At 62.6% G+C, this 17,052-nt stretch carries 12 protein-coding genes, 1 other RNA gene and 8 pseudogenes; 14 read left to right on the top strand and 7 right to left on the bottom strand.

The features are described 5' to 3' along the window. Nucleotides 1-4: 4 nt before the first annotated feature. Entirely contained in the window at nucleotides 5-1,006 is a 1,002-nt protein-coding gene (locus PD885_RS09205; protein ID WP_002808133.1) for an LLM class flavin-dependent oxidoreductase, read from the bottom strand. Nucleotides 1,007-1,358: 352 nt separating this feature from the next. Between PD885_RS09205 and PD885_RS09200 the strand changes: the two genes are divergently transcribed. Further along, on the top strand, nucleotides 1,359-2,765 hold the full coding sequence (locus PD885_RS09200; RefSeq protein ID WP_002808135.1) for an MFS transporter: 1,407 nt from the start codon (nucleotides 1,359-1,361) through the stop codon (nucleotides 2,763-2,765). Nucleotides 2,766-2,768: 3 nt separating this feature from the next. On the opposite strand, the gene PD885_RS09195 is transcribed toward PD885_RS09200, so the two are convergent. After that, a non-coding RNA gene (locus tag PD885_RS09195) (sX9 sRNA) lies at nucleotides 2,769-2,844 on the bottom strand. A gap of 92 nt (nucleotides 2,845-2,936) precedes the next feature. Beyond that, nucleotides 2,937-3,176 (bottom strand): annotated as a pseudogene (locus PD885_RS22710) (hypothetical protein); the annotation flags it as partial. Here PD885_RS22710 and PD885_RS09190 point away from each other — a divergent pair. The 13 genes and pseudogenes from PD885_RS09190 to PD885_RS09135 form a co-directional block, all read left to right on the top strand. Then, nucleotides 3,177-3,405 (top strand): annotated as a pseudogene (locus PD885_RS09190) (hypothetical protein); the annotation flags it as partial. 47 nt (nucleotides 3,406-3,452) lie between these two features. Beyond that, nucleotides 3,453-4,258: pseudogene (locus PD885_RS09185) on the top strand (IS5 family transposase); the annotation flags it as partial. Between the two features lie 4 nt (nucleotides 4,259-4,262). Further along, nucleotides 4,263-4,553 (top strand): annotated as a pseudogene (locus tag PD885_RS09180) (cytochrome C); the annotation flags it as partial. 28 nt (nucleotides 4,554-4,581) lie between these two features. Beyond that, nucleotides 4,582-4,878 (top strand): annotated as a pseudogene (locus PD885_RS09175) (c-type cytochrome); the annotation flags it as partial. A 260-nt stretch (nucleotides 4,879-5,138) separates the two neighbouring features. Further along, nucleotides 5,139-5,879 (top strand): hypothetical protein, encoded by a 741-nt coding sequence (locus PD885_RS09170; protein ID WP_002808145.1) that lies wholly within the window; start codon nucleotides 5,139-5,141, stop codon nucleotides 5,877-5,879. 63 nt (nucleotides 5,880-5,942) lie between these two features. Next, nucleotides 5,943-6,524, top strand: coding sequence for a sigma-70 family RNA polymerase sigma factor (locus tag PD885_RS09165; protein WP_002808147.1), 582 nt, complete (start codon nucleotides 5,943-5,945; stop codon nucleotides 6,522-6,524). Further along, nucleotides 6,521-7,183 carry a zf-HC2 domain-containing protein gene (locus PD885_RS09160; protein WP_002808149.1) on the top strand — a complete coding sequence of 221 codons (663 nt, stop codon included), beginning with the start codon at nucleotides 6,521-6,523 and terminating at the stop codon, nucleotides 7,181-7,183. Before PD885_RS09165 ends, PD885_RS09160 begins: the two co-directional genes overlap by 4 nt. Continuing rightward, nucleotides 7,180-8,499, top strand: a complete 1,320-nt coding sequence (locus PD885_RS09155) for a S8 family peptidase (protein WP_002808156.1) — start codon at nucleotides 7,180-7,182, stop codon at nucleotides 8,497-8,499. The genes PD885_RS09160 and PD885_RS09155 overlap by 4 nt, the downstream gene beginning before the upstream one ends. Before the next feature lie 10 nt (nucleotides 8,500-8,509). Then, nucleotides 8,510-9,094: pseudogene (locus tag PD885_RS22510) on the top strand (cytochrome c maturation protein CcmE domain-containing protein). A 63-nt stretch (nucleotides 9,095-9,157) separates the two neighbouring features. Next, nucleotides 9,158-9,784 (top strand): annotated as a pseudogene (ccsA, locus tag PD885_RS09145) (cytochrome c biogenesis protein CcsA); the annotation flags it as partial. Then, the gene (locus PD885_RS21400) at nucleotides 9,785-10,120 is read left to right on the top strand and encodes a thioredoxin domain-containing protein (protein WP_386271024.1); all 336 of its coding nucleotides are present in this window, start codon (nucleotides 9,785-9,787) and stop codon (nucleotides 10,118-10,120) included. Further along, nucleotides 10,120-10,569 carry a cytochrome c-type biogenesis protein gene (locus tag PD885_RS09140; protein ID WP_002808159.1) on the top strand — a complete coding sequence of 150 codons (450 nt, stop codon included), beginning with the start codon at nucleotides 10,120-10,122 and terminating at the stop codon, nucleotides 10,567-10,569. Before PD885_RS21400 ends, PD885_RS09140 begins: the two co-directional genes overlap by 1 nt. Beyond that, on the top strand, nucleotides 10,569-11,279 hold the full coding sequence (locus PD885_RS09135) for a tetratricopeptide repeat protein (RefSeq protein WP_002808160.1): 711 nt from the start codon (nucleotides 10,569-10,571) through the stop codon (nucleotides 11,277-11,279). The genes PD885_RS09140 and PD885_RS09135 overlap by 1 nt, the downstream gene beginning before the upstream one ends. A 167-nt stretch (nucleotides 11,280-11,446) precedes the next feature. On the opposite strand, the gene PD885_RS09130 is transcribed toward PD885_RS09135, so the two are convergent. The 4 genes and pseudogenes from PD885_RS09130 to PD885_RS09115 all read right to left on the bottom strand — a co-directional run bounded on the left by PD885_RS09130 (nucleotide 11,447) and on the right by PD885_RS09115 (nucleotide 16,788). Further along, nucleotides 11,447-11,953 (bottom strand): hypothetical protein, encoded by a 507-nt coding sequence (locus PD885_RS09130; protein ID WP_088057116.1) that lies wholly within the window; start codon nucleotides 11,951-11,953, stop codon nucleotides 11,447-11,449. Between the two features lie 53 nt (nucleotides 11,954-12,006). After that, nucleotides 12,007-13,132, bottom strand: a pseudogene (locus PD885_RS09125) (IS3 family transposase). A gap of 76 nt (nucleotides 13,133-13,208) precedes the next feature. Continuing rightward, nucleotides 13,209-15,287, bottom strand: coding sequence for a PAS domain-containing sensor histidine kinase (locus tag PD885_RS09120; RefSeq protein ID WP_002804530.1), 2,079 nt, complete (start codon nucleotides 15,285-15,287; stop codon nucleotides 13,209-13,211). Then, entirely contained in the window at nucleotides 15,274-16,788 is a 1,515-nt protein-coding gene (locus PD885_RS09115; protein ID WP_002804529.1) for an ATPase domain-containing protein, read from the bottom strand. The genes PD885_RS09120 and PD885_RS09115 overlap by 14 nt, the downstream gene beginning before the upstream one ends. Nucleotides 16,789-17,052: the final 264 nt, after the last annotated feature.

Raw genomic sequence — 17,052 nt, 5'->3', positions numbered from 1 at the left:
TGCATCATGCAGTGCTCACCTCCAGCTCGCGCCATGCGGCGGCGGCGATCTCGAACGACCGCAGACGCGCGGCGTGGTCGTAGATGTTGGCGGTGAACAACAACTCATCCGGCGTGTGGCGGTCGATGAAGTCTGCAACACCTTGGGCGATCTGCTCGGCATCGCCAAGCACGGTGCACGCCAATGCACGCTCCACGCCAACCTGCTCATGCGGCTGCCAGAAGCTGTCGATGTGATCGATCGGCGGTGGGATCTTGCCCGGCTTGCCGCGACGCAGATTGACGAAGCTCTGCTGCTGGGTAGTGAACAGGCGGCGCGCCTGCGCTTGGGTTTCCGCTGCCACCACATTCAGGGCCAGCATCACGTGCGGCTTGGCCAACTGTGCGGACGGGCGGAATTGGCGGCGGTAGATCGCTACCGCCTCGTCCATCGCATCGGGCGCGAAGTGCGAGGCGAACGCGAACGACAAGCCCATCGCCGCAGCCAGGCGCGCACTGAACAGGCTCGAGCCCAGCAACCACAAAGGCACATCGAGCCCGGCGCCCGGCACCGCTTGCACCAACTGGCCCGGCACGGCAGGTGCGAAGTAGCGCAACAATTCGGCAACGTCCTGCGGAAACTGATCGGCACTATCGAAATAGCGACGCAACGCGCGCGCAGTGGGCTGATCGGTACCGGGCGCGCGGCCCAGACCCAGATCGATGCGCTGCGGATACAACGAGGCTAGTGTGCCGAACTGTTCGGCCACCTGCAGCGGCGCGTGGTTGGGCAGCATGATGCCGCCGGCGCCGACACGGATGGTCTTGGTGCCGCCGGCGACGTGACCGATCAGCACGGCGGTGGCCGCGCTGGCGATGCCCGGCATGTTGTGATGCTCGGCCAACCAATAGCGCCGATAGCCCCAGCGCTCGGCGTGCCGGGCCAGATCGAGCATGTTGGCGAATGCATGCGTAGTGTCGCTGCCTTCGCAGACCGGCGCCAGGTCGAGCACGGAAATAGGCGTCATCAGATGACTCCAGAGAAACAAGTTTATCTCTACTAGATGGGGCTGACCGGGCAGCATTGCTAGCCGTTCGGCCGACGCTGAAGGGATTACAGCATTCCAGCAGTCGAACACTGGGGGGGGTTACTAAGGCTTCTTTACAGACAGAGCCTGAGAGCGGCTATCAAAACCACTACGAGCACCGGCCGCGCCCGCCTGGCGGTGAGCGCAGTGTTTTTAATAGCCGCTCTCAGTTGTTGTTGCTGAGTATGTCGGGTTCGTGCGCGAATGCGTCGACCGTGCCGCGAAGCGTCATCGCTGCGGGATCGGGCCGCTGATTATGATAGCCGTTGGTTTGGCTGCGCCTGTACGACGAATGTCTTCGAACGCAACATCTGCACTCTCCCACTCCGCACAGATCGCTGCGCGCATTGATCGGCTGCCGGCCAGCGCCACGCTGTGGCGGCTGGTTGGCTTGCTTGCGCTGGGCGGGTTTTTTGAGTTGTACGACCTGTTCCAGACCGCCTACATCAGCCCTGGGCTGATCGGCGATGGCATCTTTGGCAGCGGCGCGGATGGTGCGTTTGGCATGTCCGATCAGGCCGCATTCGCGGCGGCAACGTTTCTGGGCCTGTTTGTCGGCGCCGTACTGTTGAGCCCGTTTGCAGACCGTTTCGGTCGACGGCCTGTTTTCACCTTCGCTTTGATCTGGTACACCGCCGCAACCGTGGCGATGGGTCTGCAAAGCACGGCCTTCGGTGTGATCGCGCTGCGCTTTGTGGTCGGTATTGGACTGGGGATCGAGCTGGTGACCATCGATACCTATCTGTCCGAATTGGTTCCGCGGCACATGCGCAGTGCGGCGTTTGCGTTTGCGTTCTTCGTGCAGTTTTTGGCGGTTCCCACGGTCGCGCTGACTGCCTGGCTGCTGGTGCCGCATGCGCCGCTGGGCGTGAGCGGCTGGCGTTGGGTGGTGTTGCTCAGCGGCGTGTTTGCGCTGGCGATCTGGTGGCTGCGCAGCCGTTTGCCGGAATCGGCACGCTGGCTGGCCACGCAAGGCCGCCATGCGGAAGCCGATGCCGTGTTGAACCAACTCGAAGCGCGTTGCGCACACGATGTGGGCGCGCCGTTGCCTGTGCCTGCGCCGCAGGCGGCCCCATCCTCGCAGTTGGGCGACGCGCAGGCTTCGATATTGTGGCGTGTGCCATATCGCGGGCGTATCGGCATGCTGGTGGTGTTCCATATTTTTCAAGCGATCGGGTTCTTCGGCTTCGGCAATTGGCTACCGGCGTTGATCTCGGCGCAAGGCACCGGCGTGAGCAAGAGCCTGAGCTATGCGTTTGCAATTTCGCTGGCGTATCCGCTGGCACCGTTGCTGTTGCTGCGCTTTGCGCAGCGCTGGGAAAACAAATGGCAGATCACCGCGTCGGCGCTGGGCGCAGTGTTGTTCGGCGTACTGTTTTCGTTGCAGCATCAGGCGATTGGCATGGTGCTATGCGGGGCGATGATCGCGTTCTGCAATGCCTGGATGAGCTTTGCATATCATGGCTACCAGGCCGAGTTGTTCCCGACTGAATCGCGCGCGCGGGCGGTTGGGTTCTGCTATTCGTTCAGTCGCCTTTCGACGGCAGCAAGCAGCGTACTGATCGGCTGGCTGCTTGCCCAGGTCGGCAGCCATGGCGTGCTGGCTTTCATCGTGATCAGTCTGTCGATCGTGGCCAGTGTGATTGCACTGTTTGGGCCACCCACGCGCAATCGTGCGTTGGAAGAGATTGCAGGTTAGAGAGGCTAACAAAACGTAGCGAGCAGTCTTTAGGTGGGTGCGGACGGCGCGGAGGAACCGCAAGGTACGCTTGGTAAATGTCGATTCCGCGCACCCGCCGCGCCCGTCTGGCGGTGAGCGCAGTCGTTTTGCTAGCCACCCCAAGGCCGGGTAGCACAGTGTCTGCGCCTACCAGCCGTGCTCCGATAACTACAGCATTGCTCCTAAAGGCAACGCCGGGGAAGTAACCGCCATGCGTGTCGCCGCGAATGCAATACATCAGATAGCGATCGCCAAGCTGATATGCGCTCGGGCGCCCCATGCGATCTTCGTCGTCGCGTGAACGCAGGCACGCCACGTCATCGCGTGGGAAGCCGCGACATAGACACGCAGCACCTTTGCGGACAGCCGGTGCGGCGTCGGCGTCAGTGCGCAGCCATGCTCAGTGCGTCGGCACTCTCCAACCGCGTGATCGGCGCCAGCCTATACGGCCTAACGTAACTGGTACGGCGACGTGGGCACCTACAGCGCGCGGTCCAGCGATGCGCAGGACCATCCGGGCTGGCAGCCGACCGACCCAACCATGTCCCCGCGCGACCGCAGAAGCGTGCGCAACCAGAACATCAGCATGAACTACGCGTTCAAGCAGACTAAGAGCGTCTAACAAAACCCCTTGAATCTTGTCTCGCCGGTGGCAAAATTGCGGACATGACACGTCGCAAAGAGATCCCCCATTGCGCTGTGGAAGCGCATCGAGCCGCTGATTCCGCAAGTGAAGCGTTCGCCCAAAGGTGGACGGCCGCGTATCAGTGATCAGCAAGCCCTCAACGGCATCGTCTATGTCCTGCGCACGGGCGTGCCGTGGGAAGACCTGCCTATGGAGCTGGGCTACGGCAGCGGCATGACCTGCTGGCGCCGGTTGCGTGATTGGCAGGCCGCCGGTGTGTGGCATCGTCTGCATCAGGTGTTGCTGGCCGAGCTACGTCGCGCTCAGACGCTGGACCTGAGCCGAGCTGGTCTGGACGCCGCTAGCGTAGCCTACCCCCCCGGGGGGCCCATATACCGGGCCGAACCCGACCGATCGCGGCAAACGCGGCAGCAAACGGCATCTGATCGTCGATCGCAACGGCATCCCCTTGGCGGTGTGCGTCACCGGCGCCAATCGGCACGACTCGGTCGTGTTCGAGGAGTTGATCGACGCCTTGCCGCCAATTGGTGGCAAACCAGGGCGCCTGCGACGTTGGCCAGACAAATTGCACGCCGACAAGGCTTACGACATCGACCGCTGTCGCGCCTTCCTCAAGCAGCGCGGCATCATTGCGCGGATCGCACGCAAGGGGATCGCGCGCAACGACCGGTTGGGCCGTCATCGCTGGGGCGTCGAGCGCACTCATGCCTGGTTCGCAGGCATGGGCAAACTGCGCATCCGCTTTGAACGCCGCATCGATCTCCACTTGGCGTTGCTCTCGCTTGCTTGCTCCATCATCTGCTTACGGCTTCTTCCTGGGTTTTGTTACCCGCTCTTATGGCGTGCTGGCGGCGCACCTGATCAACAGCGGCGCGTTCGATGCCGCGCGTTACCTGCCGTACGGCATCCCCGATACCACCGCCAATCTGATCCTGCTGTATTGGATGCCGTTCGGTAAGGAAGGCGCCCATACCACCAACGCCAACGTGCGTTTCTCGGCCAGCTGGTTCCGCTTCGACAAGTTCAACGGCAGCACCACCAATGTGTTCGGTGCCGGCAATCCGATCACCAACCCACGCGATCTCGACAGCGTCGCGCTGTCGATGAATGTGTCGTTCTGATTCCCCCGCACTTGTAAGGTCCTTCCCCATGAAGTCACTCAACAAGACCCTGTTGTGCGCATCGTTGGCCGGCCTGCTGTTAGCCGGCGCCGCACTGGCCCCGCCCGCTCCGCCGACGGCCCGGGCAAAGGCATCTTCCTAACCGAATGCGCCGAATGCCAAAGTGCCGCCCAGGGCAAGAAGCAAGAAAGGCCGGTCCCCGTTCGGCGTGGCCGGGCGCACCGCCGCCAGCTTGCCGGACTATAGCAACGACTCCGATGCGCTCAAGGCCAGCAAGTGGCAATGGACACCGGCCCAGCTCAAGACTTCTCTGTCTCAGTCCTCGGTCACCAAGCCGCGTTGCCTAACGCGGCTCCTTCGCGTATACGGAAACTGCCGCAACTACGGCGGTCTCGCCCAGCGTAATGGGTCACCAATGCGCCCCGCTCCGTGTAGAGACCTCGCACCCTTGCCGAATGTTTTGTCCGCCAAGTCGTTCCCATGCCGAACGCGACGCAGCTGCGCTTGCGACGGACATCCATGGGCCGCAAGGGAAGATCACCCTTGCAGCGTCCTCGCTTCGGGCGTTCGCTGGTGATGCCCTGTATGCATGCGCGCTGCGGGTATCTGCGGGGGGCGCAGCGACGTGCCCGGTTGCGCCACTTGCTGTTGCTCGCTCTGGTCATGAGCCCTTGTGGCAGCGCGCTTGCGGACAACGTAGGCGGCACGGTTGCAGTCGCTTCGGAGCTGATCGATCGCGGCATTTCCATCGCCCCCAACAAGGTCACCCTGCAGGCTGCAGGTGATTGGCTGCCATCGCCTGGCTGGTCGGTGTCGGTCTCCGCCGCGCTGCAATCTCCATCGCTGAGCAAGCCGGTGGCCGCCACGGTTCAGGTAAGCCGTGCATGGATGCTGGACGATCGCTGGCAGATGCAGGCCAGCGCGCTGTACTACGCCTACCCGGCCGACCGCCAGTCGCGCACGTTCGACCGCCAGGAGGCCAGCCTGGCCTGGTCGTACCGCGACGTGCTCACGTTCTCGTTCTCCACCTTCAATTTTCCCCGTGCGCAGCGCTCGCCCTGGATCATGGCCATTGACGTCACTGCCAACGTGCCGATCTCGGCGGATTTCAGCCTCTCGGCTGGCGCGGGCGTCTCGCAGTTTCCGGCGATGGCCTACGGCGCCGCCAATGCAGGCCTTTATCGGTACGGACAACTGGGCCTGAAGTGGAGCCGCGCCGGATGGACCCTGAAAATGGAACGTATCCTCACCAGCGACAATACGCCACGCATGCAGGGTGGGCCCGGCGAAACGCCATGGCTGGGCATGCTGGCCAAGACGTTTTGATTCGCCCGCAACCTTTTGCCTGCTCGTGGGCACTGACATGCGTCCTGAGCCGTACCCGCTTTGATGAATGACACCGACACCTTAAGTGATGCCACCGACCGCATGCTGTTGCGCCGCATGGCTGCGGGCGATCGCAACGCCCTTGCGAGCATGTACCACAGCTATCACGGCCGGCTATGCCGATTCCTGTCACGCCTGACCCGCCGCCCGGACATCATCGAAGAAGCCATCAACGACTGTTTCTGGATCGCCTGGCAAAAAGCCGGCGACTTCCGCGGCGATTCGCAGGTGTCAACCTGGATCATGGGCATCGCCTACCGCTGCGGGCTCAAATGCCTGCGTCAGCATGACGGCGAAGCCATCGACGATACCGCCGTGGTGGAAGAGCACGCCCCCAGCGCCGACGACAACGACGACCGCGAGCTGCGCGATTGGCTCGATAAAGGCATGCAACGGCTGTCGCCGGATCAGCGCCTGGTGATCGAGCTAGTCTACGGGGTCGGCCACAAGCTCGAAGAAGTGGCCGACATCATGCAGTGCCCGGTCGGCACGATCAAAGCCCGCCTGTTCCATGCGCGGGTTAAATTACGCAATGTGCTGCCCGGTTTGGCCGACGGCGCCCCTTACACGGAGACCATGCAATGAAGACTTTTTTCATCGCACCTGGCAAGGAATGCTCGCACGCCTGGGAGCTGATGCCGGCAGTGCTGCTGGACAGTGCCACCGAAGAAGAGAACACTTGGCTGATCGCGCACCTGGCCAAGTGCGCCTCGTGCAGCGCCGAGTTTGCTCAGCAGAACCGCCTGCGCCAGGCATTGGCGCTGCCATCGACGGTCAAGCTGGACGCCAACACCGGGCTGCAACGCCTGCTTGGGCGCCTGGATGCGCCGGAGCAGCACGCCGCACCTGCACCGGTCGCGGCGACACGCCGCTCCGGCAGCTGGACGGTGCGCGCACTGGCCGCCGCCGCCTTGGTGCAGGCAATTGGTTTAGGCGTCATGGGCGTCAAGCTGGCGTCGCCGGCACCGGTGCCGGCGCACGATTACCGCACGCTCAGCAGCGCCACGGCATTACCGGTGCCGCAAGGTGCCATCCGCGTGGTGCCGGACGCCAGGATGAGCGTCGCCGATTGGGACCGTTTGCTACATGCGCAGCAGCTGCAGGTCGTCGGTGGCCCCAACGAAATGGGCGCCTACACCGTGGTCCCTGCCGCACCGCAGCCACCGGCCCAGCCGCGGCAGACCGTGCAACAGCTGCGCGCCAATCCGGGCATCCGGCTGGCCGAGATCGTCTCGGCCCCATGAGTCGCTTCTTTGCTATCGGCCTGATCGCTGCGCTCCTCGGCCTGGGCGCGCACGCCAATGCGAGCGCCGAACAGGCACTGCAGAAACCCACGCCCGATGTCGCCATCACGCCGCCGGCCGATGCGCATACGCCCGACAGCAGCCGCGACATCCTGCTGGCGGTTGCCAATCCGCTCACCGCACCGCCGGCCCGCGCCGGCTCCAGCCTGATCGGTTACGCATCCAGTTACTACGGCGCCGGCCAGCATGCGGCCGCGCGTATGGACACCATCAAGCAGCGCTACAAACTGCGCCAAGTCTCAGGCTGGCCGATCACTTCGCTGGGCCTGTACTGCGCCGTGCTCGAACCGCCGTCGGGCGTGTCGCGCGATGAGCTGGTCAGCGCGCTGGCCGACGACGAAGGCGTGGAGCTGGTGCAACCGGTGCAGGATTTCTCGGTTTTTTCCGCCGATGCGGCGGAAAAAACCACACCGCTGTCTAGCTACAACGATCCGTATGTGGACATGCAGCGCGGCTTCATCGCCATCGATGCCGCCAGCGCGCAGACCACCACTCAGGGCCGCGGCGTCGTGGTCGCAATCGTCGATACCGGCGTGGATGCCAACCATCCCGATCTGAAGGCACGCATCCGCGATGTGCACGATCTAGTCGATGACACGCCGGTCATGGCTAGCACCGATTCGCACGGCACCGAAGTGGCCGGAATCATTGCCGCCGCCAGCAACAACAACCAAGGTATCGTCGGCATGGCGCCCAAGGCCATGATGAGCATCTACAAAGCGTGCTGGTATGCGCCGACAGTCGGCGCAACGGCGCGCTGCAACACCTTCACCCTGGCCAAGGCGCTGGCGGCGATCAACAACAGCTCCGCACGCGTGATCAATCTGAGCCTGGGCGGCCCGGCCGATCCGCTGCTGAGCAAGATGTTGCAGCGGCTGGTGCAACAGGGCCGCGTCGTGGTGGCGGCGATGCCGCCGAACGGGCGATTGGATGGGTTTCCCAACGATGTACCCGGCGTGCTGGTCGTGCGTAGCAGCAGCGCCACTGCCGCCATGCCCGGCGTGCTGAGCGCGCCCGGCAAGGACATCCTGACCACGCAGCCGAACGGCCGCTACGACTTTACCTCCGGCTCGTCGATGGCGACTGCGCATGTCAGCGGTATGGCCGCGCTGCTGTTGTCGCTGTCGCCATCGATGGATGCCACTGCGTTGCGCGAGCTGATGCAGCGCACCAGTAAGGTCTCCAACGGCCAGCTGCAGGTCAACGCCGGCGCAGCGGTCGAAGTGCTGGCGCCTCCCGCCAGACATTCCAACTGACGGCATCGGTATGGCCAAGCGGGTCCACTTGTGGCTGCATAAACTCAGCTCGCCGCCCGTCTTTTATCGCTTCGCCGGCATCGTGCGCCCGTGGGCGTTGGGTCTGGCGTTGCTGCTTGGCGTGGTCGCCGCGTATGGCGGGCTGGTGTTGGCGCCGCCGGATTATCAGCAGCACGACGCATACCGCATCATCTTCATCCACGTGCCTAGCGCCTGGATGAGTCTTTTCATCTACGCAGCGATGGGAGTGTCGGCGTTTATCGCATTGGTATGGCGAATCCGGCTAGGCGGCATGGTCAAGGCTGGCTCGATCCAGCGCGCAACCGATCGCCTGAAAGTCAACTTCACCGTCATCGACAAGCACGCGGCAACGCAGGCGAGTACACCGGCATTCTTCCGCATCTGGGGATCTGTTTCGCAACAACCAATCGGTGATCGCCAACGGACGCATGCAAGGCAGGCGCGTTATCGCCAACGAAGTGATAGCCAAGCACGACGAAACCTACATGCCGAAAGAACCAAAGACGCGATGGCAGAAGGCCATGTCGGCAAGCCGATTCCTGCCGCCGCTGTACTGCTGACTGCACCGCGTTGATGCGATGCCGGTTGCGTTCAATCACCTTGATAGTCTCTTTTCGTGGCACCGTGCGAATGGCCCGTGACGCCTGAATTCGGCCAGATCGCACTGATCCTGGCATTACTGCTGTCGCTTGCTCAAGGCGTGTTGCCGCTGATCGGTGCCTGGCGCGGCAACACCGCGTTGATGGGTATCGCGCGGCCTGCGGCGGTGGGTCAAGCGGTGTTTGTATGGATGGCGTTCGGCCTGCTCGCGTGGTCGCTGCTCTGGCTGGATTTTCTGGATTTTTCGGTGCGTTCTGTCGCCGACAACGCCAACATCGCCCTGCCCTGGTATTACCGGTTTGCCACGTTGTGGGGCGCGCACGAAGGCTCGTTGCTGCTGTGGATCGCCATACCCGCCACCTGGACGCTGTTGCTGGCCGCCTTCAGCCGGCATTTGCCGCAGCACCTTGCCGCGCGTGTCCTGGCGGTGTTGGGGCTGGTGTCGGTAGGCTTTCCGGCTTTCGTCCTGCGGACCTCCAACCCATTCGGGCGGCTGTCGCCGATTCCCTTGGATGGCAACGAACTCAATCCGGTGCTGCAGGATCCGGGCATGACCTTCCACCCGCCGGTGCTGTATATCGGCATCGCACCCGTGAATCGCATGCTGCCCTTGCTGGGCTTTTTGTTGCCGGCGGCACTGTTCGGCTTCGGCATCTACTGGACGATGCAGCACAACCTGCGCGATGTGCCCTCGCCGTTGGTCGGCGAACCGGCACCGGCGTTCTCGTTGCCGCGGCTGGATCAGCCCGAGCTACGCGTCAGCCGCGAGCAACTGCTGGGCAAGCCCTGCGTGCTCAATGATTTCGGCAGCTGGTGCGTCGAGTGCGTGCACGAACATCCTGTATTGATGGCGCAAGCCAGCCGGCTCGGCGTGCCGGAAAGTTTCCTTATCGACGCGCAAGGCCTGATCCGCTACAAGCACATCGGCGTGCTCACGCCCGATGTCATCGACGACGAGTTGCTGCCTGCCATCGCCGCGCGACCCAAGGGCGCACCGTGATGCCGTGGCGTCGTCAACTGCGCTTGATCGTGCTGTTGCTGCTGGGCGTGTTGTTTGCGCCACCACTGGCTGCGCAGGCGGTGGCCCAGTTACCGTTCAAGAACCGCAGCGATGAAGCACGCTATCAACGGCTGACAGTGCAGCCCCGTTGCCTGGTGTGTCAGAACGAGAACCTGGCCGACTCCAAAGCCGAGCCGTCGCGCGATCTGCGCCATCAGGTGTTTGCCCAACTCCAGGCCGGCAACAGCGACACGCAGATCAAGCAGTACATGGTCGATCGCTATTCGGACTTCGTGTTGTACGATCCGCCGGTCAAGCGCGGCACCTGGCTGCTGTGGTTCGGGCCGTTGTTGGTGCTGGGTGCGGGTGCGGGCGTGGTGATCCATACAGGGCGCAAACGTGCGTGTGCCGGCACGCCAGTGGCGCCCCAAGCAGAGGAACAGTGGTGATGACAGTTTTCTATTACGCAAGCGCGACAATGGTGGCGATTGCGCTGCTGTTGTGGCTGATGCCGCTGGTGCGCCAACCCACGCGCAATGGCGATGCACACTACACATTGCCGATTCTATTAGTGCTCGCCTTGCCGATCGCCACGGCCGGTTTGTATCGGCTGGTCGGTGCGCCGGATGCGATCGCACGGCGTGTGTACGCGGCGGCGCAGTCCACTGCGCAATCGGTAGCCACACTCTCTTCCACTGCCGGTGGTGAGCAAACGCAGGACACCCACGCCGCCGATGATGCGCAGGAGCAGGCGTTGGAATCGTGGATGCAGCAGGCCAAAGCGCACGAGCAGGAAAATCGCCCCGCCGACGCACGCCAGGCCTACGCGCAAGCACTCAAGATTGCACCCGACATCGGTGCCGCCATCGTCGGCTGGGTGGCGGCAGACCTGGCAACGCGCAGCGACTTCGCTATCGATGCCGCCTCACGCACACGTCTGCAACAGGTGGTCGCACGCGAGCCGGGGAATCAACGCGGTCTGTGGCTGCTCGGCATCAGCGACTTCCAACAGCATGATTACAGCGCCGCCACCGAACATTGGCGCCACCTGCATGGCTTGCTGGACGCCGGCTCGCCAATGCAGAAAGCAGTAGCCGACAAGATCGCCGTGGCGGAATCGATGGTCAGTGCGCGTCAGTCAAAGTGTGCCTCGCACTGAGCGCAATGGCACGCTGGGTTTGAGTAAAAGTGTTAATTCGTCTCTCCTGTAAAACCCCCAACACCCAATCGCCGCAACGCTTTGATGGTTCCAGGTGCGTGCCAGAACTAGCAGTTTTCGTTACGCTGAGTACTGGTTTCTGGACATTTCTGCCGACAGAAAAACTATTACCCCCCGATGGGACGTTTATCCAAAATCGGCGCAGCGCCGTGCTTTGAAATGTAGATTTGATTTATTGCCTGATTCAGCCGTAAGGCCTCAGACTCACCAAGCATTCTTTGCTCAGTCGTAAGAGACTTTGCGATCATAACTTCCCTGGTTATTCCAGCTCGGGTGTCGCCCCGCATTTCCGCCACACGCGACACTGCATAGGCCGCCACAGGATCTCCACTGGCACTGCCCCCCTGATAAGACGCAAGCATATTCAATGCGAAAAGATTGCCTTCTGCTCCTGCATCCACAAGACGTTGTTGAGCTTTTTGGTCAGTTGGCAGCAGCCTTGCGTCGAGCATTGCTTGCGCTGCCATATCACCCGTCTCGGCAGCTTGCTTGAGAAGCGTCTCAGGGGCGGGCATGTAAGCTTCTAGTTGCTTCTCGTTCGGATAGCCATGCCGGTCAAGCCACTTTTGCTCGGCCTTGCTTTCGGCAAATCCAGGATCGTTCTCGAAACTCAGTCCATCCCGCGTGCGAGGGATCGACGTCCCCCCGCCCTGAGTAGCGGCCGGGTTTAGAGTCCGGGCCTGATGATATCGGTGTTTGCCAGATGTTGGGCATAAGCGGCCGGCGTCATGCCGCCGATTGCTTTCTTGGGTCGGTCCTCGTTGTATTCGCGTCGCCATCGCTCGATCTCGGTGCGTGCATGCAGCAGTGTTGGGAACCAGTGCTCGTTGAGGCATTCGTCGCGTAGTCGGCCGTTGAACGATTCGACGTAGGCGTTCTGGTTCGGTTTGCCCGGCTGGATGAGCCGTAGCTGCACACCACGGGCGTGCGCCCAGGCGACCATCGCCCTGCCGCAAAACTCCTTGCCGTTGTGCCCCGAGGGCAGGCTTCGCGCTCGGTACGGATGACTTGCGGCAAACCGCGACTGTCCGCCAGCCGATCCAGCACCCGCGTCACGCCGTGGCCGGAGATCGCGCGTTCCACCTCGATGGCGACCGCTTCGTGGGTTGCGTCGTCCACGATCACCAGACACTTGATCGCCCTGCCTTCGGCAGTGCGGTCGAACACGAAGTCCATCGACCACACCTGGTTGGCTCGCAATGGCCGCAGCAGCGGCTGACGCTCGCCCACTGGCACTTTCTTGCGCTTGCGGCGCCGGACCTGCAACTGCTTTTCGCGGTACAGCCGCTCCACACGCTTGTAGTTCACGATGCGGCCTTCCTGTCGCAGTTTGAGATAGATCATCCCCACGCCATAGCGGCGATGACGATGCGCCAACGCACAGATGCGCTCACGCAATTCGATGTTGCGATCTTCGCGCGGGCAGTAGTGCAACTCACTGGCGCTCATGCCGATCGCGGCCAACGCGCGACGCTCGCTGGCACCGCACCCGATCCACTCGCGCACCAGCGCACGACGCGCCGGTGCGCTCACCACTTTTTTCGCAGCGCATCCTTGATCAGGTCGTTCTCGAACAGCTGCTCGGCCAACAACTTCTTCAGCCGCGCGTTTTCGGACTCAAGGTCCTTGAGTCGCTTGGCATCGGGCACGCTCATCCCGCCGAACTTGCTGCGCCACAGGCAGTACGAGGCCTCACTGAAGCCATGGCGCCGGCACAGGTCTTTGATCGCCACGCCTGCTTCGGCCTCACGCAGGAAGCCAATGATCTGCTCTTCGGTAAAGCGCTTCTTCACGTCCAATCTCCTCGGGGTAGGGAATTGGACTCCAAACTGAGGCGCTACTCAAAATCGGGGGGACGTCGGGTCTGCCCTATGACGACGGCCCCAACACCTCATGCAGCTTTCCGCTGAACTCGCCCAGCGTGAATGGCTTGACGATCATGCTCATGCCTTCGGCAAGAAATTCACCGCGGTCGCGCGCAGTCTCCGCGTAGCCAGTCATGAAGATCACCGGCAGATCGCGACGTGACTGCCGGGCGATCTCTGCCAATTGGCGTCCATTGAGCCCAGGCAGCCCGACATCGGTGACCAGCAAATCGATCTGTCGCGGCGAGGCCAGAATCGGTAGTGCCGCGACGGCATCGGCGACCACGGCAGTCTGGTAGCCCAGTTCGTTGAGCAGCTCGGTCACCAACAGCCGCACTTGTTCGTCGTCTTCCACCACCAACACCTGCTGGCCCTGCCCATGCCCGGCCACCACCGCACCGGCTTGCGGCTGAGGCAACACACTGTGCGGGCTCACGCCGGCCGGCAGGTACAGGCTGACCGTGGTGCCCACGCCAATCTGCGACTCCACCCACACCTGCCCATTGGACTGCTGCATGAAGCCGTAGATCATTGACATGCCCAGGCCAGTGCCCTGCCCGATGGGTTTGGTCGTGTAAAACGGCTCGAACACGCGTTCGAGCACATCCACCGGCATGCCGGTACCGGTGTCGGTCACCAACACCACTACGTAAGTGCCCGGCGGCAGGGTAACGCCGTGACCGAGTTCGAGTGGCTGATCTTCTACTTGCAGATGCCGCGTTGCGATGCGCAACTGCCCACCATCGGGCATTGCATCGCGCGCGTTGATGGCCAGATTGAGCAATGCGCTTTCCAGCTGATTTTCATCGACGTAGGCCTGCGGCAGATCTGCCTGCAGATCGGTTTCCAGACGCACCGACTCGCCTAAGGTGCGCGCCAGCAATTCCTGCAGCGACCCCACCAGATCGTTCAAATGCAAATGCCGCGCTTCCAGCGATTGCCGGCGCGAAAACGCGAGCAGGCGCTGGGTCAATGCAGCTGCGCGCAAGGCCGATGCCGAGGCCACATCCAGGAAGCGCCCCAGCCCCTCGGTGCGGCCCTGATCGATGCGCAGCCGCGCCAGATCCAGCGCCGACAAAATTCCGGTCAACATATTGTTGAAATCGTGTGCGATACCGCCAGTCAGCTGGCCCACCGCTTCCATCTTCTGCGCCTGGCGCAGTGCAGCCTCGCTGGATTCGCGCGCCAGCATCTGCTGCTGCAACTCGGCAGTACGCTCGACAACCTTGACCTCGAGCAGGTTGGCCTGCTGCTGGATCGATTCCATCGCCAACGCGCGTGCGGTCACATCGGTCGCAAATACATGAAAGCCATCGACCTTGCCATCCGCATCGAAGCGCGGCATGTAGCGAATCTCCGCATCGCGGCGACGCCCGTCGACGTGCGGCCAGCTTGCTTCCACGGTCAATGCCTGCCCCGCCAGTGCGGCGTCGACCCAGGCACGGCGCTCGGCGACCACGTCCGGGCCGACCACCTCCAATAATGACCGCCCGATCACATTCGCAGGTGGGATGCCGATCCAATCCTCGTACGAGCGATTGGCAAAGCGATACACCAAATTCTTGTCGATGAAGACGATCAGCACCGGCAACGCATCGGTAACGCGACGCAGCTCGGCCTCGCTCAGTGCCAGCGCGGCCTGGCTTTCGGCGAGCTGTGCCATCTGGTCGCGAATCACGAACTGCTTCTGCCGCGAGCGTAACGCATTGGAGATCGCGCTCAGCAACGAGGCCGAACTCAGCGGCCGCTCCAGCTCGATAACGTTGGTCATCTCGGCCGGCAGGCTGGCTTGCCGCCCGCTACGCGTGCCGCGCGGCGCACGCAACAGCACGAACGGAATATCCGACCACGCGGCCTGGCCCTGCAAGATATGCGAGAGCTGGTGCAGATCGCCGCCGACCACTTCTTCGGTCAACACCACCACACCCGAGGTTTCGAGCAGATCGTCCGCCAATGCAGCAAGCGCGCTATAGACTCTGCGCGTCAGTCCACGCTGGCCGACAATGTCGGCAATGGTTTCCGCATCGCGGCCGAATGGAGCGATGATGTGGACGATCGAGCCGTCTGGATCACTGGTGGTCAAGTGGACGATCCAGCAACGGCGCATCGTCTCCAATGAACTGTGGAGTACCGGTCAGCACACCGTGGAGTTTTTCCAGCGGCTCGCTCAGGTGGATACCACTGTCGCCGATACGCAACTCTCGGATCGAATCCTCATGCGCACCGCTGCGGTTCTTGATCACCGACAAGGCCTTGCGAATGCGTCCCTTCACTTCGAAGAAGCGGAACAGGATGACGGAGTCGGCCAGATAGGAGATGTTGAGGTTGCCGGTCGGCATGGTGCCGACCAGACCGTGCTGCGGGCTGATCAAGAACGTGGTGACGCCAATCTGATTGAGATAGGACAGCAACTCGTGCATCTGCAGCATCAGCTGCTTTTCCTGTGGCATCGACGACAGGTAGCCGTTGAGACTGTCGATCACCAGCATACGGCAGTTGCGCTCTTCCACGCTGGCACGCACTGCCCAGGCGAACTCGCCCGGGGTCAGCTCGGCCGGGTCCATCTGATGCAGTTCCAGCAAGCCTGAATCCAGGTGCTTGCGCAGATCGATGCCCAGGCTTTCGGCGCGCGTCAACAACGTTCCAGTGCGCTCATCGAACTCCAGGATGCAGCAGTGCTCGCCACGCTCGCAGGCTGCACTGACGTACTGCAGCGCGATACTGGTCTTGCCCGAGCCAGACGGCCCGGTCAGCAGCGTGCTGGTGCCGCGCAATGGGCCGCCGTACAACAGCGCATCGATGCGTTCCACGCCGCTGGACACCTTGTCGGCTATAAACGGCACGTGGTGGTCGGACGCGATCAGGCGCGGATAGATCCGCATGCCGCCGGTGGTGATGGTCAGATCGTGATACCCAGCGATGAAATCCACGCCGCGCAGTTTCTGCACCTGCATGCGCCGACGTGCCGCACCGAAGTCCAGCGTCATGCGCTCCAGCGAGATCACGCCGTGGCAGAGGCTGTGCAGATGCGCATCGCGCTCGCCGTTTTCGCTAGTCAGATCGTCCACCAAGAACACGGTGATATTGCGCGGCGCGAAGAACTGCTTGAGCACCAACATCTGGCGGCGGTAACGCAATGGATCCTGCGCCAGCAGAAGCAGTTCGGACAGCGAATCGAATACCACGCGCGTCGGCTTGACCCGATCGACTTCGGACTGGATGAGCTTGATGGTGCCATCGAGCTCCACTTCCCACGGATGCAGGATGGACTGCTGACGTCCGTCGCTCAGGAACGCCTCGGCCGAGGCCAGCTCGAAAATATGCAGGCCGTCCAGCACCCAGTTATGCGAGGCAGCCACCTCGTTGAGCTCGTCGATGGTTTCCGACAAGGTCACGTACAGGCAGCTCTCCCCCTTGGCCGCACCGTCGAGCAAGAACTTCAGCGCCACCGTTGTCTTGCCCGACCCAGGCTGGCCTTCAAGCAGATACAGTCGATTGGGCGGGAGGCCCCCGCGGAGAATTCTATCCAGCCCTTCGCTGCCCGTGGTAATGCGCTTTGCGATCGTCGGCTTCAAATTTCCCATAACCCACAACTTATCACGCGTATGTGAGAGACCGGTGTGCACGACTGAATCGCCGCAACCTGGCCGACAACGCGCGACGGCTCTTGCACGCACTGCGGCTGCCACTCCAGCAACTGCACGACACGCCGCTCCAGGTCGACCGCCAGAGACGGATTAGTCGCAACCACCATGCCTTCGTCGAGCTGCCCTGCACTTACCGCAGCGGTCGCTGCATCGACGGTAAAGCGTACGCCACAGACCACTTGCCGGACGGATTGGGCGCCC

This window comes from Xanthomonas fragariae (genome assembly GCF_900183975.1).
Classification (GTDB): Bacteria; Pseudomonadota; Gammaproteobacteria; order Xanthomonadales; family Xanthomonadaceae; genus Xanthomonas; species Xanthomonas fragariae.
Note: the sequence above shows the minus strand (reverse complement) of the source record. Positions and strands in the feature narration are given on the sequence as shown.

Excerpts from the sequence above, each read along its gene's own strand:
- PD885_RS09205 (WP_002808133.1), bottom strand. The coding sequence starts at position 1,006 with ATGACGCCTATTTCCGTGCTCGACCTGGCGCCGGTCTGCGAAGGCAGC.
- PD885_RS09200 (WP_002808135.1), top strand. The coding sequence starts at position 1,359 with ATGTCTTCGAACGCAACATCTGCACTCTCCCACTCCGCACAGATCGCT.
- PD885_RS09170 (WP_002808145.1), top strand. The coding sequence starts at position 5,139 with ATGCATGCGCGCTGCGGGTATCTGCGGGGGGCGCAGCGACGTGCCCGG.
- PD885_RS09165 (WP_002808147.1), top strand. The coding sequence starts at position 5,943 with ATGAATGACACCGACACCTTAAGTGATGCCACCGACCGCATGCTGTTG.
- PD885_RS09160 (WP_002808149.1), top strand. The coding sequence starts at position 6,521 with ATGAAGACTTTTTTCATCGCACCTGGCAAGGAATGCTCGCACGCCTGG.
- PD885_RS09155 (WP_002808156.1), top strand. The coding sequence starts at position 7,180 with ATGAGTCGCTTCTTTGCTATCGGCCTGATCGCTGCGCTCCTCGGCCTG.
- PD885_RS21400 (WP_386271024.1), top strand. The coding sequence starts at position 9,785 with ATGCAGCACAACCTGCGCGATGTGCCCTCGCCGTTGGTCGGCGAACCG.
- PD885_RS09140 (WP_002808159.1), top strand. The coding sequence starts at position 10,120 with ATGCCGTGGCGTCGTCAACTGCGCTTGATCGTGCTGTTGCTGCTGGGC.
- PD885_RS09135 (WP_002808160.1), top strand. The coding sequence starts at position 10,569 with ATGACAGTTTTCTATTACGCAAGCGCGACAATGGTGGCGATTGCGCTG.
- PD885_RS09115 (WP_002804529.1), bottom strand. The coding sequence starts at position 16,788 with ATGGGAAATTTGAAGCCGACGATCGCAAAGCGCATTACCACGGGCAGC.